We start from the raw sequence: 14,408 nt of genomic DNA, 5'->3' as shown, positions 1-14,408 counted from the left end.
GCCGGGAGCGTCAGCCCGCCCGCACCAGCACGTGCCGCTTGCGGCCGAGCGAGAGCTTGGCCGCGCCGTCGCGCAGGTCACCCGGGCCCACCGCCTGCTGCGGGTCGGCGACCGGCGCGTCGTTCAGCCGGACGCCGTTCTGCGCCACCAGCCGACGCGCCTCGCCCTTGCTGGCGACCAGCTTCGCCGCCACCAGCAGGTCGGCCAGCGGCGCCGGCAGGGCATGCACCAGGCTCGGCAGGCTTTCCGCCGCCTCGCCCTGCTCGAAGGCGCGGCGGGCGGTCTCGGCCGCGGCCTCGGCCGCGGCGCGGCCATGCAGCAGCGCCGTCGCCTCGGTCGCCAGGACCTTCTTCGCCTCGTTGATCCCGGCGCCGGCCAGCGCGCCGAGCCGGCGGACCTCGTCCATCGGCAGCTCGGTGAAGAGCGCGAGGAAGCGCGCCACGTCGGCATCCTCGGTGTTGCGCCAGAACTGCCAGTAGTCGAAGGGGCTGAGCTTCTCGGCGCTGAGCCAGACCGCGCCGGCCGCGGTCTTGCCCATCTTGGCGCCCGAGGCGCTGGTGATCAGCGGCGTGGTCACGCCGAAGGCCTCGGCGCCGTCCATCCGGCGGCAGAGCTCCGCCCCCATGACGATGTTGCCCCATTGGTCGGAGCCGCCCATCTGCAGGGTCACGCCGTAGCGCCGCCGCAGCTCCGCGAAGTCGTAGCTCTGCAGCAGCATGTAGTTGAACTCGAGGAACGAGAGGTTCTGCTCGCGGTCCAGCCGCAGCCGGACGCTGTCCATGGTCAGCATGCGGTTGACCGAGAAGTGCCGGCCGACCTCGCGCAGGAAGGGGATGTAGCGGAGCTGGTCGAGCCATTCGGCATTGTCCAGCATGATCGCGTCCGTCGGGCCTTCGCCGAAGCTCAGGAAGGCGTCGAAGACGCGGCGGATGCCGGCCTTGTTGCGCTCGATCGCCGCATCGTCCAGCAGCGGCCGCGCCTCGTCCCGGAAGGAGGGATCGCCGACCTTGGTGGTCCCGCCGCCCATCAGCACCACCGGCCGGTGGCCGGTGCGCTGCATCAGCCGCAGCAGCATGATCTGCAGCAGGCTGCCGACATGCAGGCTGTCCGCCGTGCAGTCGAAGCCGATATAGCCCGAGACCGGCCCGGCCTTCAGCCGCGCATCCAGCGCCGCCGCGTCGGTGACCTGGTGGATGTAGCCGCGCTCCTGCGCCTGGTGCAGGAACTCGCTCTCGGGGCCGCTCATCGCCACAACTGGATCCTCGGGTAGGGCCTGCTGGCTTCGCAGGGGCGGCTCCCCTAGCATAGGGGCCGCATGCTTAGAACCATCGGGCTGATGAGCGGCACCTCCCTCGACGGGGTGGATGCCGCCTGGGTGGAAACGGACGGCGAGGCGATCGGGCGGATGGGCCCGGTGCTGACCCTGCCCTACGAACCCGCGCTGCGCCGCGACCTGCGGCGGCTGCTGGACCTCGTTGCCGGCGCGCAGCCGCGCGACATGGCTGCGGGCGCGCATTCGCGCGACGTGGCTGCCGGCGCGCATTCGCGCGACGCGGGGGAGATCGCGGAAGGCGACCCCTTCCTGGCCGACTGCGTCCGCCGGCTGACCGCGCGGCATGCCGAAGCGGTGGCGACGCTGCGCGCCGAGGTCGCCCGGGTGCTGGGCGAGGCGACCGACCTGGTCGGCTTCCACGGCCAGACCATCCTGCACCGCCCGGCCCGGCCGGGGGATGCCGCGCCCGGCCGCACCTGGCAGGTGGGCGATGCCGCTTGGCTGTCCCGCGCCACGGGGCTGCCCGTCGCGCACGACTTCCGCAGCGCCGACGTCGCCGCCGGCGGCCAGGGCGCGCCGCTGGTGCCGGTGGTGCATGCGGTGCTCGCGGCCAGCCTGCCGAAGCCGCTGGCGGTGCTGAACCTCGGCGGGGTCGGCAACGTCACCTGGATCGGGCCCGACGGGGCGCTGGTCGCCTTCGATACCGGCCCGGCCAACGGGCCGCTCGACGACTGGGCGCGCAAGCACGCGCAGACCGACTACGACCGGGACGGGCTGCTGGCCCTGGCCGGGCAGCCGGACGGCGCGGTGCTCGGCCGGTTGATGGCGCACCCGTACCTGGCGGCGCCGCCGCCGAAATCGCTCGACCGGCTGGATTTCGACCGGGCGCTGCGGGAGGCCGGGGCGCAGGCGCTTTCGCCGCAGGATGGCGCGGCGACGCTGGTCGCCTTCGCCGCGGTCTGCGTCGCCGCGGCCGGCCGCCACTTCCCCGACCCGCCGCTGCAATGGCTGGTGGCCGGCGGCGGCCGGCGCAACCCGGCGATGATGCGGGCGCTGGCCGGCACGCTGGAAGCGCCGGTGCGGCCGGTCGAGGTCGCCGGCTGGAACGGCGATGCGCTGGAAGCCCAGGCCTTCGGCGTGCTGGCGGCGCGCTGCTGGCACGGGCTGCCGCTGACCTTCCCCGGCACCACCGGCGCGCCGCGGCCGCTCGGCGGCGGGCGGATCGTCGGAAGGTAGCGCCTACTCGGCCGCCTGGTCCTTCGCCGCCGCGTCCTTCAGCCAGGGCCAGCGTGCCAGGCTCACCGGGCTGTCCGGCGCATAGGCGATGCAGCTGCCGAGCATGGCCGGCCGGCGCTTCGGCACCGCCCCGCCCCCGGCCAGGATGCGCGCCGTCTCCTCCCGCTCCCGCTGCGCCCGGATGGGATAGAGGGTCTGGAAGGCGACGGTCGCCATCTGCCCGAGCACCTCCCGCAGATGGGTGCAGCCGAGCGCGCCGCCGACCCGCTCGGCCACCGCGCGGTTGAAGCCGGCGCCGATCCTGAGCCCCGCGAGGCGGGCGAAATTCGGCGCGGCGGAGGGACAGACGGCATAGGGCGTGTGGTCGGAGGACGCCTCGGCCGAGACGATCTCCATGTCCTCCCGCACCGTCAGCCGCAGCCAGAGCCCGTGCAGCGGCTCGCCCGGCCGGATGGTACCGCGGTCCTCGTTCTCGAAGGGATGGGCCTTGGTGTCGAGCAGGTAAGCCTCGATGTCGTAGAGCCCGTCCTCGCGCCGCCAGCCGCGGATGTCGATCTCGCGGCGGTGCAGCATCTCGCGCGGGGCGGGCGGCGAAAGGGGCATGCGGTCGGGCTCCGGATGGCGGGGCGGTCAGGACGGTCGACCAACTGCCTAGCCTGCTTTCGATCGGCGTTGAACCACCGCCGGGCGTGGATCAGCCCTGCGGCGGTGCGGCACGTGACGCCTGGCGGGCGCCGGCGAAGCCTATTCTCCGCCCTGTGATCGGCACTCGACCGCTTCCCCCATCGTAGGCGGATATACCATCCGCTAATGGTTCCCAGATGGATGCCGGACCCGGGGGGATAGCGACCATGCCCGAGGATGGCCGGCCCGACCTGCCCGACATCGATTGCATCCGCGGCTTCGCCGGGGCCTCGCCCATGGCGGTCGCGGTGCTGCAGGGCCCGGCCCACCGAATCCGCTACGTGAATGCCGCCTTCCTCGCCGCCACCGGCCGGGACGAGGCGGTGCTGGTCGACCGCCGGGCGGCCGAGGCCTTCCCGGCGCTCGGCCCGACCAGCCTCGCGGCGCTCGACCAGGTGCACGGCACCGGCGAGGCCTGCCGGGCCGAGGCCATGCCCCTGCCGCTCGGCCCCGAGGCCGAGGCGCCCGGCCCGGCGGACCAGCCGCCGCGGCTCTGGGATGCCGAGCTCTCGGCGGTGCGCGGCGGCGGCGGCGCCATCGCCGGCGTGCTGGTGCTGCTGCGCGACGTCACCCTGCGGGAGGCTCAGGCGGCCCGCTACCGCGCCCTGGTCGAAGCCGGCTCGCTGGCGGTCTGGATCGCCGGGCCGGACGGCGCGATCCGCGAGGCGACCGGCTGGGACGGGCTGACCGGCCAGGGCCCGGCCGACTCCGCCGGCCTCGGCTGGCTGGCGGCAATCCATCCGGAGGACCAGGCGCGGGTCCGCAGCCGCTGGCTGGCGGCGATCGCCGGCGGCGAGGCCTACGAGGCCGAGTACCGCCTCGGCCGGCCCGATGGCGGCTGGCGTTGGACCGCGGCGCGCGCGGTGCCGCGGCGCGATGCCGCCGGGCGCATCCTCGAATGGATCGGCGCCAACACGGATATCGAGTTGCGGCGCCAGGCCGAGCTCGGCCTGCTGGCCAGCGAGGACCGCTTCCGCACCCTGGCCGAGGCGATGCCCCACCTGGTCTGGCAGACCGATGCGACAGGCGTGCCGGAATACCTCAACCGCCGCTGGCGGGCGCTGACCGGCCTCGGCCTGACCGCCCTGACCGGCAGCGGCTGGATGGCGGCGCTGCATGCCGACGACATCGCCCGGCTGGCCGACGCCTGGGCCGCCGCGCTGGCGGCCGGGGCGGACTACGACGCCGATGCCCGCATCAGCACCGCGGCCGGGGCCTACCGCTGGCACCGCGTGCGGGCGGCGCCGGTGCGCGACGCCGGCGGCACCATCCGCCACTGGGTCGGCACCTGCACCGACATCGAGGAGCGCCACCAGGCGGAGGACCGGCTGCGCGAGGCGCTGGCGGCGCAGGAACGCCTGCTGCGGGAGGCCGAGCACCGCATCAAGAACAGCCTGCAGCTGGTCGCCGGCCTGCTGCGCCTGCAATCCGGCCGGGTCGAGGAGCCGGCGGCGCGCGAGGCGCTGGAGGCCGCGACCGCCCGGGTCCAGGCGGTCGCGGAGGCGCATCGCGCCCTGCAGATGAGCCCCGACCTGCGCAGCGTGCGGCTCGCCGACATGCTGCGGGAACTGGCGGCCGGCGCCTCGGTGCAGCAGCCCGGCACCGATATCCGCATCGCCGCGCCCGAGGACCTGACCCTCGACGCCGAGCGGGCGATCCCGCTGGCGCTGATCCTGTCGGAGCTGGTGGCGGATGCGCTGCGGCACGAAAGGCCCGAGGGGGCGGCGCATCCGGTGCGGCTCGAAGCCTGGGTGGAAGCGGGCTGCATGGCGGTCGCGGTGGCCGATCGCGGCATCGGCCTGCCGGCCGGCAGCTCGGCCGGGCGGCTCGGGGCGACGGTGATCCGGGCGCTGGCCAAGCAGATCGGCGCCGAGCTGGCGACCGAGAGCGCGGCGGGCAGCGGCACCCGGGTGACGCTGCGGCTGGGGCTGGAGCCGGCGGGCCCTGCCCTGGGCTGACGCGGCCCACCTTCGGCGCGAAGCCGAGTCGCGGGCGACGCGCCGTGCCCGGCCCTCAGCCCATCCCGGCGCCGAGCGGCAGGTCCAGCCGGCAGACCAGCCCGGTCGCCTGCCAGTCCAGCGCCACCGTGCCGCCGAGCTGGCCGCGCACCGTGCCGTCCAGCACCCGGCCGCCGAAGCCGCGCCGCGGCGGCGGGCCCGTCACCGCCGGCCCGCCCGCCTCCGCCCAGTGCAGCCGCAGCCGCGGCGGCTGGCCGTCCGGCACCTCCCAGCGCACCGCCAGCCGGCCGCCGGGCACCGACAGCGCGCCGTGCTTCACCGCATTGGTCGCCAGCTCATGTACCGCCATGGCCACCGGCTGGGCGGCGACCGCCGGCAGCAGCACCGGCGGCCCGTGCAGCTCGACCCGCTGTCCCGCGAGGAAGGGCGCCAGCTCGCCCGCCAGCAGCTCGCGCAGCTCGGCACCCCCGCTGTGGTCGTCGGCCAGCAGGCTCTGCGCCCGCGACAGCGCGGAAACCCGCCCCTCCACCGCGCGGACATAGGTGGGCAGGTCCTCGGCCCGGGTCAGCCGCAGCACGGACTGCACCACCGCCAGCGCGTTCTTCGCCCGGTGCTCGACCTCCCGCGTCAGCAGCGCCTGGCGCGCCTCGGCCCGCTTGCGGTCGGTGACGTTGAGGAAGAGCGCGGCGAAGCGGCCCGGCTCGGTCCGGTAGGCCAGCACCTCGAACCAGCGGTCCAGCGCGGCAACGCGGTATTCGACATGCGCCGGCTCGCCGGTCTCGATCACCCTCGCATAGGTCTCGACCCAGTAGGGCTCGAGGCCGGGGATGACCTCGCGGGCCAACCGGCCGATCACCCGGCCGGCGGGCAGGCCGGTCAGGTGTTCCCAGGCGGCATTCACCTCGAGGTAGCGGAAATCGACCGGGCGGCCCGCGGCGTCCCGCACCAGCTCGCAGAGCGCGAAGCCCTCCTGCATCCGCGCGAAGAGGCCGCGCCAGCGCGCCTCGCTCGCCCGCAGCGCGGCCTCGGCCCGGGCGCGGCCGACCGCGCCCCAGGTGCGCTCCGCCACCTCCTGCACCAGCACCAGGTCTTCCTGGGTCCAGCGCCGCGGCGCCGCGCGGTGGACGAAGAGCGAGGCGGCGAAGCGGCCCGCCTTGACCAGCGGCACGGTCACCGCGGCGCGCACCGCGGCGGCGCGGAAGCTCGCGGCCGTCGACCGGCCGACGGTCAGCGGATCGTCCCGGGCATCGGCCACCGCGATGGTTCGGCCGGCGCGCAGCTCGGCGATCAGCGCCGGGTCATAATCCTCCAGCCGCTGCTGGCCGGCGAGGCTCGGCACGCCGGGCCCGCACCACTCGCCCTCCACCGTGAAGTGCTGCCCGTCGGGGTGGACCTCGGCATAGCCGGCGCGGTCGCAGCCGAGATGCGCGGCCAGCGCCGCGGCGGCGGTCGCCATGACGGCGCGCGGCTCGGCCAGCTCGCGCAGCCGGGCTTCGAGGCCGAGACGGAATTCCTGCCGGCGCTCGGCCATGACCCGGCCGGTGGTCTCGGTGCAGGCGCAGAACATGCCGGCGACCGCGCCCGTGTCGTCGCGCACGGGGGTATAGGAGAAGGAGAACCGGGTCTCCTCCGGATAGCCGTTGCGGTGCATCAGCAGGGCGATGTCGTCCATATGCGTGCCTTCCCCGGCGAAGGCGCGCTCGAGGATCGGCTCGACATCGTCGAGGATGTCGAACCAGACCTCGCGGAAGCGCCGGCCGAGCGCGGCCGGGTGGCGGGCGCCGCAGATGGTGGCGTAGCCGTCGTTGTAGAGCATGGTCCGCTCCGGCCCCCAGGCGACGAACATCGGCTGGCGGGCGCCGAGCATGACGGCGACGAGCGTCTTCAGCGCCGTCGGCCAGGCGCCGGCAGGGCCGAGCGGGGTGGCGGCCCAGTCCATCGCGCGCAGCCGCGCGCCGAGCTCCCCGCCACCGGCGAGGAAGGCCTCGGTGGCTGGCTGGGCGCCACGCTCTGGGACCTCGGAAATTATCACGGACATGTGGTTGTGAACCCGGCCAGGCCGGCCTGCGTCAATACCGAACCGAAACACGGCTCCGGCATATGGGTTGCCGGAGCCGCTGCCGCCATCTTTCGTCCGGCCCGGCTCGCCGCGACATTGCCGCCGAATTGCCGACCGCGTCAGTCCACGCAGCAGCTCGTCGCGCTGCGCGCCGGCGGCACGTCGAGCGCCGGGTTCTCGGCGAAGAACCCCTCCGGGTGCAGCCCGAAGCTGTGCCAGAGCACGAGGTCGGCGCCGTCGAGCGGCCGGTCGGCCGCGGTCCAGGCGGGCAGCCCCTCGCCGCCGCGGCTCTGGTTGGGGTAGCGGCCGGCGGCGTGCAGCTCCTCCGGGTCGAAGGCCGTCACCCAGAGCTGCTTCGTCATGAAGGCGGCGCGGCGGGTGACGCTGGCCGCGGGGCTCGAGAAGGTCGGCAGCGGGTTCTGCACAACCAGCCGGTAGGCGGTCGGCTGACCGAGCGCGTTGCGCGCCGCGGTGCTCTCGACCCGCCAGCCGCGGGCGGCAGCGAAGTCGACGTTGCGCTGGGCGCGAAGCTCGCTCGCCAGCACCGTCTCGCGCAGGGTGAAGGCATTGCCGTGCGGGTTGTCCGGACCCTCGGGCAGGGCGACGGTATCGACCTCGACCACCCGGTTCGGCGTGCCGTCCACGTCCATGTCGAGCCGCATGTTGAAGACGTGCTGGTGGTAGTGCGCCTGGACGCCGGGGGCGACGATGCTGCCGAAGCGCGGCTGCTCGCCTGGCCGCAGCCCGGCGGTGTTCATGATGCCGGTCGCCTTCATCTCGAAATGGACCGAGCCGTCCTGGTGCAGGTACCAGAAGGAGCCGTATTCGTAGTTGCCGATCGTCGAGATGGAGGAGATCACCAGCCGCCGGGCGCGCCGCACCTCGACCTTGCCGGTGAAGAGGTCGGTGTGCTTCCAGAGGATGCCGTGGTCTTCCTCATGCAGGCAGATGGCGCTTTTTATGCAATAGGGGTCGCCCTTGCTGTCGGCCAGCCAGGCATCGAAGTAGCGGATGACGCCCAGGCAGTCGCAGCCCAGCGTCAGCGAATTCGCCAGCACGCCGATGCCGTATTCGCCGACGTCGAAGGCGTTCTTGCGGAAATGCCCGCCGCCGGGATGGGCGTAGGGCACCACCATCTCGGACAGCGCGGCGCGGTGCAGCACCGGGCGCAGCCGGCCGGCATCCTCGTAGCCCAGGGCATGCAGCACCAGTCCTTCGCGGGCGTTGAAGCCGACGCGGAAGCGCCATTTCTGCCAGGCGACCTCGTTGCCCTCGACCCTGAAGCTCGGCCCCTCGGGCTGGGTGATCTCGAGCGGGCGGATGTCGTCGCGGAAGCGGTCGCGGAACTTGGCGGCGTAGTTGCGGTCGGCCGCCGGGACCTCCGCCACGCCGTGGTCGTCGATCCGCAGCACCTCGGCGCGGTCGAGGTCGATGACGGCGCAGAGCCCCTCGATCGGATGCGCATAGCCGTTGTCGTCGGGCGATGACCGCAGCCAGCAGAAGGTGTGCGAGATGCGCCGCCCTTCCTCGTCCGGCAGGCCGTAATTGCCGGCCGACCAGGGGTCCACCTGGACCCGGTCGATCTCGGTGATGCCGCGCTTCGCCAGGGCGGCGACGAAGCGCGGGTCGGCCCGCGCGACGCGGCCGACCAGCAGGACGTCGTCGATCAGGATGCGCGGGCGGACGCCGGGGACATGGCGCCAGTCGAGCACCGTGCCGGCGGCGAGGTCGAGCCGGGCCTCGAAGACCCGGCCGTCGGTGCGGTCGAAGGCGCAGACGAAGGCGCGGCGGGGGACGGGACCGCCGGGGCGGAAATCGCGCACGGCCTCCTTCGCGGGCTCGTCGAGGGTGATCGTCTCGAACATCATCCCAGGCCCGAGGTCGTGCGCGCCGCGGACCAGCGCGGCGGCCTGGCGGATCTCGTCGGGGGTCAGCGGGTCGAGCGGGTGGCGGGCGGGGGTCATGCGGGGGGCTCTCGCGCGGTCTGCGCGGGAGGCTACGCGGTTGCCGGGCGCGGGGTAAGCCGCAGGCGCCGCCTACGCTTCCGCCCCCTCGTCCCGCAGCAGGCTCTCGACCATCGCCACCGGCACGTCGCCGGCGGTGAAGGCCTCGCCCGGGCCGCGCAGCAGGACGAAGCGGAGCGCCCCGTCGCGCACCTTCTTGTCCTTCCGCATCCGCCCCAGCAGCGCGGCGGTGGAATAGGTGCGCGGCAGGTCGCGGATCCGCGCCGGCATGCCGCAGGCCTCGAGGTGGGAGATCACCCGCCCCGGCAGTTCCTGGCTGCACTGGCCGAGCCGGGCCGAGAGCGCCGCGGCGAGGCCGAGGCCGACGCCCACCGCCTCCCCGTGCAGCACGAGGCCGCCATAGCCGCTCTCCGATTCCAGCGCATGGCCGAAGGTATGGCCGAGGTTGAGCAGGGCGCGGCCACCCTCGGCGCTCTCCTCCCGCTCGTCGCCGGCGACCACGGCGGACTTCAGCCGGCAGCTCTCCAGCACGGCATGGCCCTGGCACCCGGCATCGCCGGCGACCAGCGCCGGGCCATTCGCCTCGCACCAGCGCCACAGCGTCTCGCCCGACAGCAGGCCGTGCTTGGCGACCTCGCCGTAGCCGGCGCGGAGTTCCCGCGGCGGCAGGGTGCGCAGCGTCGCCATGTCGGCCAGCACGATGCGCGGCTGGTGAAAGGCGCCGACCAGGTTCTTGCCGAGCGAAAGGTTGATCCCGGTCTTGCCGCCGACGCTGCTGTCCACCTGGGCCAGCAGGCTGGTCGGCACCTGCACGAAGGGCAGGCCGCGCAGCGCGACGGCGGCGGCAAAACCGGCGAGGTCGCCGACCACCCCGCCGCCGAGCGCCACCACCGTGGTGCGGCGGTCGGCCCCGGCGCCCAGCATCTGTTCCAGCACCGACTGCAGCACGGCGAAGTTCTTGCTGGCCTCGCCGGCCGGCACGACGATCTCGGCGAGGGTCGAGAAGCCCGCCTCCTCCAGCCCCGCCCGCAGCGCCGGCAGGTGCAGCGGCGCGACATTCTCGTCGGTCACGATCACCACGCGCCGGGCCGGCAGCACGGGGGCCAGCAGCGCGCCGGCGCGTTCCAGCAGGCCCTCGCCGACCACGATGTCGTAGCTGCGCTCCCCCAAGGTCACCGGCAGCCGGGCCGGCGGCGCCCAGCCTTCCAGCGCCTCCTGCACCCGGCGGGTGGTGGAATCGGGGCTCTCATCGCTGCACTGGATCACCAGGTCGGCCTCGGCATAGAGGGGGTGGCGCGCCGTCATCAGCCGCTGGAGCACCTCCGCGGGGTCGGCGTTCAGGAACATCGGCCGATGATCACGGCCCGCCACCCGGCGCATCAGCACCGGCAGCCGGCAGCGCAGCCAGACGGAGATGGCCCCCGACCGGCGGATCGCCGCCCGGGTGCGGTCGTCGGCGAAGGCGCCGCCGCCGGTCGCCAGCACCACCGGCGGGCCGGCCAGCAGCCGGGTGATCACCCGGCGCTCCCCATCCCTGAAATGCAGCTCCCCGTAGCGGGAGAAGATCTCGGTGATCGGCAGGCCGGCCGCCGCCTCGATCTCGGTATCGGCGTCGAGGAAGGGCAGGCCGAGCCGCAGCGCCAGCCGCCGGCCGATGGAGGACTTGCCCGATCCCGGCATGCCGACGAGCACGACGCTGCGGCCCTGCAGCCAGGTGCTGGCGGCCGGGCGCGGCGCATCCGCCGCCCAATCGGGCGGGGCGGCGGCGGGAAGCCCGGCAGCGGGACCGGCGGGCGCCCCCGGGGCGGGGGCGGGCGCCGGGCCGGACGATGCACAGGCGGTGGCGATGTTGCGTGACACGGTTCCCAAGGCTAGCACACCGCGGCTTCCGCGCGAGGACCCCGCCCGCAATGTTCCGTAGGCCCGTATTGCTGCTCGCCGCGATCCTGCTCGCCCTGGTCGCGGTGGGGCTGGTCGTGGTCGGGGCCTTCCCGCCCGACGTGTCCCCCAAGCCGGTGGAGCGGGTGGTGCCCAACGACCGGTTCCAGACCCGCTAGCCCCCAACCCCAGGGGGACCATCTTGGCCGGCCGCCACCTGGAAGCCTTCCTGGAAATGCTGGCGGCCGAGCGTGGCGCCGCCCGCAACACGCTGGCGGCCTACAATGCCGACCTGGTCGATTTTTTCGGCTTCTGCGCCCAGGCCGGCGCGGCGCCGGCGGAGGCCGGGGCCGAGGTGCTGGGCGCCTATCTGCGGCGGCTGACCGATCTCGGCCTGCGCCCGCGCACCGCGGCGCGGCGGCTTTCGGCGCTCAGGCAATTCTTCCGCTTCCTGGCCCGCGAGGGCATCCGCCCGGACGACCCGACCGAGCTGCTGGCGGGACCCAAGGCCGCGGCCAGCCTGCCCAAGGCGATCACCGAGGCCGAGGTGGAGACGCTGCTGGCCGGCGCCGCCGCCCTGCCCGGCCATCGCGGCCCCCAGGCGGCGGCGGCGGTCGAGCTGCTCTATTGCTCCGGCCTCCGGGCCAGCGAGCTGGTGGCGCTGCCCGCCTCGGCGCTGCGGCCGGATGCGCCGCTGGTGGCGGTGCGCGGCAAGGGCGGGCGGGAGCGGCTGGTGCCGGTCTCGAACCGCGCCCGGGCCGCGGTGGTGGCGGCGCGGGAGGCGCTGGCCGGGACCGGCCGGAAGTCGGCGACCGGCCCGCAGGCGCTGCGCTGGCTCTTCCCGGCGCGCGGGGCCTCCGGCCATATGACCCGGCAGGCGCTGGGGCTGCTGCTGAAGGATGCGGCGCTGGCGGCCGGGATCGACCCGGACCGGGTCAGCCCGCATGTCCTGCGGCATTCCTTCGCCAGCCACCTGCTGGGCCGCGGCGCCGACCTGCGCAGCCTGCAGGTGCTGCTCGGCCATGCCGACATCGCCACCACGCAGGTCTATACCAAGGTGCTGGAGGAACGGCTGAAGGCGCTGGTCGAGGCGCACCACCCGCTGGCGGAGCCGGCCGGGGATTGACGCCCAGGCGAAGGAATCCATCGCTTCGGACGCCAGAGGCTGCACGGTCCGCGAGGCAGCCTTGTCCTCAACCGTCGCGGTCGCCTGCGCCGCCGCGTCCCGGATGTCACGGCTTCACCGCCGCCAGCGAATAGGCCAGCGGCAGCCAGGGCCGGTCCGGCCAAGTCCAGAGCCCCTCGGCATCCCGCACCAGCCCCTGGAACATCCGCCAGGTGACCCGCGGGTGCTCGTGCAGCCAGTCGAGCGCCATCCCGGCCCCGCGCAGCGCGCCCACGACCTCGGCCAGCGGGTGCATCCAGACGGTCTCGGTCCGGTGCTGCAGCGGCGCCCCGGGATTCGCGTAGTCCGTCGTCTGCTCGTAGACCACCGCCTCGCGCCGGAAATAGGGCACCAGCCAGCCCGGCCGGCCCGGCATCTGGCTGGGCGCCTCATCGTCGAGGACATAGGCGGCCGGATGCGCCTCCGCGAGGTAGAGCCGGCCGCCGGGCCGCAGCGCCCCGGCCACGATCCGCGCCCAGCCCGCCAGGTCCGGCAGCCAGCAGAGCGCGCCCCAGGTGACGAAGACCAGGTCGAAGGCGGCCGGCTCGGCCACCGCCTCGGCCGCCTGGTAGAGATCGGCCTCGACGAAGCGGGCGCAGTCGCCGAGGCCGAGTTCGGCCGCCAGCGCCCGCGCCGCCGCGATCGCCCTGCCGGAGAAGTCGAGCCCGACCGCCTGCGCCCCGCGCTGCGCGAGCGTCAGCGTGTCCCGGCCGAAATGGCATTGCAGGTGCAGCACCCGCAGCCCGGCCACCGGGCCGAGCTCGGCCTCGACGATCGCGTCCAGCCGGCCGCGCCCGGCCCGCAGCGGCGCGAGGTCGTAGCCGCCGGGGCCGAGATGAACGCCGACCCGCTCGTCCCAGAGCACCCGGTTCGCCGCCCGCCAATCCTGCCCGGCCGCCATGCGATCCTCCCCGCACATCCTCCGCCCGGGGGCAGCGTGGCGCGGCGGGGCTTGGTCTTGCTAGGGTTTTCCGCAGTGGCCGCCGCCACCCGCGGTGGCATGCCGCCGTCACCGCTTCCGCCGCCGGTGCTTTTCCGCTAACCCCGCGCCCCAGGGGGCAAGGCATGCGGCGCAGCGGCCCCGCGCGCCGCGGCGGTCCCCGTCCGCCATTCGCCTGGCCCACCGCGCCGCGCCACAGGGACCCGATGCGCCACTTCCTCGACTTCGAAAAACCCATCGCCGAGCTCGAAGGCAAGATCGAGGAGCTGCGCCGCACCACCGATGCCGGCGGCATCGACGTGGCCGACGAGGTCGGCAAGCTGCGCGACAAGGCGCAGTCCCTGCTGAAGACCACCTACGCCAAGCTCTCGCCCTGGCAGAAGGCGCTGGTCGCCCGGCACCCGGACCGGCCGAAATGCCTCGACTACATCCGCGCCCATATCGAGGAATGGACGCCGCTGGCCGGCGACCGCGCCTTCGCCGACGACGCGGCGGTGGTCGGCGGCCTCGGCCGCTTCCGCGGCCGCGCGGTCGCGGTGCTCGGCACCGAGAAGGGCGCCGACACCGAGGGCCGGGTGAAGCATAACTTCGGCATGGCCCGGCCGGAGGGCTACCGCAAGGCGCGGCGGATCATGGAGCTCGCCGGGCGCTTCGGCCTGCCGATCCTCTCCTTCGTCGACACCGCCGGCGCCTTCCCGGGGATCGAGGCAGAGGCGCGCGGCCAGGCCGAGGCGATCGCGCGGTCGATCGAGGCGGGGCTCGAGGCGCCGGTTCCCTTCGTGGCGACGATCATCGGCGAGGGCGGCTCGGGCGGCGCCATCGCGCTGGCCGCGGCCGACCGGGTGCTGATGCTGGAGCATTCGATCTATTCGGTGATCAGCCCGGAGGGCTGCGCCAGCATCCTCTGGCGCGACGCGGCGCAGGCGCCGGCGGCGGCCGAGGCGCTGAAGCTCACCGCGGAGGACCTGCGCCGGCTGAACCTGGTGGATGCGGTGGTGCCGGAGCCGATGGGCGGCGCCCACCGCGACCCCGAAGCCGCGCTGAAGGCCGTGGGCGACAAGGTCTGGGAGAGCCTCGAGCCGCTGCTGGCCTATGACGGCGCCACGCTGCGCGCGCGGCGGCGGGAGAAGTTCCTGGAGATGGGGCGCAACAGCGTCGCCTGACCGGGCGGCCTGAAGGCAAGGCTGGGGGAGAAGGTATTCTCCCCCAGGCCCCCTCATCTATTTTTCCGAGTCTTGCACTCGCCGCGCG

Annotated in this window: 11 protein-coding genes; 5 read left to right on the top strand and 6 right to left on the bottom strand. The window is 74.5% G+C overall.

What is annotated here, in order from left to right; genetic code table 11:
- Positions 1 to 10: 10 nt before the first annotated feature.
- On the bottom strand, positions 11 to 1,246 hold the full coding sequence (tyrS, locus tag E2C06_RS17180) for a tyrosine--tRNA ligase (protein ID WP_133289845.1): 1,236 nt from the start codon (positions 1,244 to 1,246) through the stop codon (positions 11 to 13).
- 69 nt (positions 1,247 to 1,315) lie between these two features.
- On the opposite strand from tyrS, the gene E2C06_RS17175 reads away from it, so the two are divergent.
- Positions 1,316 to 2,509: an anhydro-N-acetylmuramic acid kinase gene (locus tag E2C06_RS17175; protein ID WP_133289844.1), complete on the top strand. Its 1,194-nt coding sequence runs from the start codon at positions 1,316 to 1,318 to the stop codon at positions 2,507 to 2,509.
- Between the two features lie 3 nt (positions 2,510 to 2,512).
- On the opposite strand, the gene E2C06_RS17170 is transcribed toward E2C06_RS17175, so the two are convergent.
- Positions 2,513 to 3,112, bottom strand: a complete 600-nt coding sequence (locus tag E2C06_RS17170; RefSeq protein ID WP_133289843.1) for a DUF2889 domain-containing protein — start codon at positions 3,110 to 3,112, stop codon at positions 2,513 to 2,515.
- 248 nt (positions 3,113 to 3,360) lie between these two features.
- On the opposite strand from E2C06_RS17170, the gene E2C06_RS40320 reads away from it, so the two are divergent.
- Complete coding sequence (locus tag E2C06_RS40320; protein ID WP_165982444.1) at positions 3,361 to 5,151, top strand: sensor histidine kinase; 1,791 nt, start codon at positions 3,361 to 3,363, stop codon at positions 5,149 to 5,151.
- A 55-nt stretch (positions 5,152 to 5,206) separates the two neighbouring features.
- Here the strand turns inward: E2C06_RS40320 and E2C06_RS17160 are convergent, their stop codons facing one another.
- The 3 genes from E2C06_RS17160 to aroB form a co-directional block, all read right to left on the bottom strand.
- Positions 5,207 to 7,189 (bottom strand): HWE histidine kinase domain-containing protein, encoded by a 1,983-nt coding sequence (locus E2C06_RS17160; RefSeq protein ID WP_133289841.1) that lies wholly within the window; start codon positions 7,187 to 7,189, stop codon positions 5,207 to 5,209.
- Between the two features lie 140 nt (positions 7,190 to 7,329).
- Complete coding sequence (locus tag E2C06_RS17155) at positions 7,330 to 9,174, bottom strand: primary-amine oxidase (RefSeq protein WP_133289840.1); 1,845 nt, start codon at positions 9,172 to 9,174, stop codon at positions 7,330 to 7,332.
- 72 nt (positions 9,175 to 9,246) lie between these two features.
- The gene (aroB, locus tag E2C06_RS17150; RefSeq protein WP_241671329.1) at positions 9,247 to 11,034 is read right to left on the bottom strand and encodes a 3-dehydroquinate synthase; all 1,788 of its coding nucleotides are present in this window, start codon (positions 11,032 to 11,034) and stop codon (positions 9,247 to 9,249) included.
- A 50-nt stretch (positions 11,035 to 11,084) separates the two neighbouring features.
- Between aroB and E2C06_RS37630 the strand changes: the two genes are divergently transcribed.
- Positions 11,085 to 11,231 carry a hypothetical protein gene (locus E2C06_RS37630; RefSeq protein WP_165982443.1) on the top strand — a complete coding sequence of 49 codons (147 nt, stop codon included), beginning with the start codon at positions 11,085 to 11,087 and terminating at the stop codon, positions 11,229 to 11,231.
- A 23-nt stretch (positions 11,232 to 11,254) separates the two neighbouring features.
- Entirely contained in the window at positions 11,255 to 12,178 is a 924-nt protein-coding gene (locus tag E2C06_RS17145) for a tyrosine recombinase (protein ID WP_277751839.1), read from the top strand.
- Between the two features lie 106 nt (positions 12,179 to 12,284).
- Here the strand turns inward: E2C06_RS17145 and E2C06_RS17140 are convergent, their stop codons facing one another.
- A complete protein-coding gene (locus E2C06_RS17140) occupies positions 12,285 to 13,118 on the bottom strand; it encodes a class I SAM-dependent methyltransferase (protein ID WP_133289838.1) in 834 nt (277 codons plus the stop codon).
- 245 nt (positions 13,119 to 13,363) lie between these two features.
- Here E2C06_RS17140 and E2C06_RS17135 point away from each other — a divergent pair, with 245 nt between their 5' ends.
- On the top strand, positions 13,364 to 14,320 hold the full coding sequence (locus tag E2C06_RS17135) for an acetyl-CoA carboxylase carboxyltransferase subunit alpha (RefSeq protein WP_133289837.1): 957 nt from the start codon (positions 13,364 to 13,366) through the stop codon (positions 14,318 to 14,320).
- Positions 14,321 to 14,408: the final 88 nt, after the last annotated feature.

Source organism: Dankookia rubra, assembly GCF_004355005.1.
GTDB classification, from domain to species: domain Bacteria; phylum Pseudomonadota; class Alphaproteobacteria; order Acetobacterales; family Acetobacteraceae; genus Paracraurococcus; species Paracraurococcus ruber_A.
Note: the sequence above shows the minus strand (reverse complement) of the source record. Positions and strands in the feature narration are given on the sequence as shown.

What these genes read in the sequence shown, in the direction of transcription:
- E2C06_RS17170 (WP_133289843.1), bottom strand. Translation starts at nt 3,112, where the DNA reads ATGCCCCTTTCGCCGCCCGCCCCGCGCGAGATGCTGCACCGCCGCGAG.
- tyrS (WP_133289845.1), bottom strand. Translation starts at nt 1,246, where the DNA reads ATGAGCGGCCCCGAGAGCGAGTTCCTGCACCAGGCGCAGGAGCGCGGC.
- E2C06_RS17160 (WP_133289841.1), bottom strand. Translation starts at nt 7,189, where the DNA reads ATGTCCGTGATAATTTCCGAGGTCCCAGAGCGTGGCGCCCAGCCAGCC.
- E2C06_RS17155 (WP_133289840.1), bottom strand. Translation starts at nt 9,174, where the DNA reads ATGACCCCCGCCCGCCACCCGCTCGACCCGCTGACCCCCGACGAGATC.
- E2C06_RS17135 (WP_133289837.1), top strand. Translation starts at nt 13,364, where the DNA reads ATGCGCCACTTCCTCGACTTCGAAAAACCCATCGCCGAGCTCGAAGGC.
- E2C06_RS40320 (WP_165982444.1), top strand. Translation starts at nt 3,361, where the DNA reads ATGCCCGAGGATGGCCGGCCCGACCTGCCCGACATCGATTGCATCCGC.
- E2C06_RS17140 (WP_133289838.1), bottom strand. Translation starts at nt 13,118, where the DNA reads ATGGCGGCCGGGCAGGATTGGCGGGCGGCGAACCGGGTGCTCTGGGAC.
- E2C06_RS17175 (WP_133289844.1), top strand. Translation starts at nt 1,316, where the DNA reads ATGCTTAGAACCATCGGGCTGATGAGCGGCACCTCCCTCGACGGGGTG.
- E2C06_RS37630 (WP_165982443.1), top strand. Translation starts at nt 11,085, where the DNA reads ATGTTCCGTAGGCCCGTATTGCTGCTCGCCGCGATCCTGCTCGCCCTG.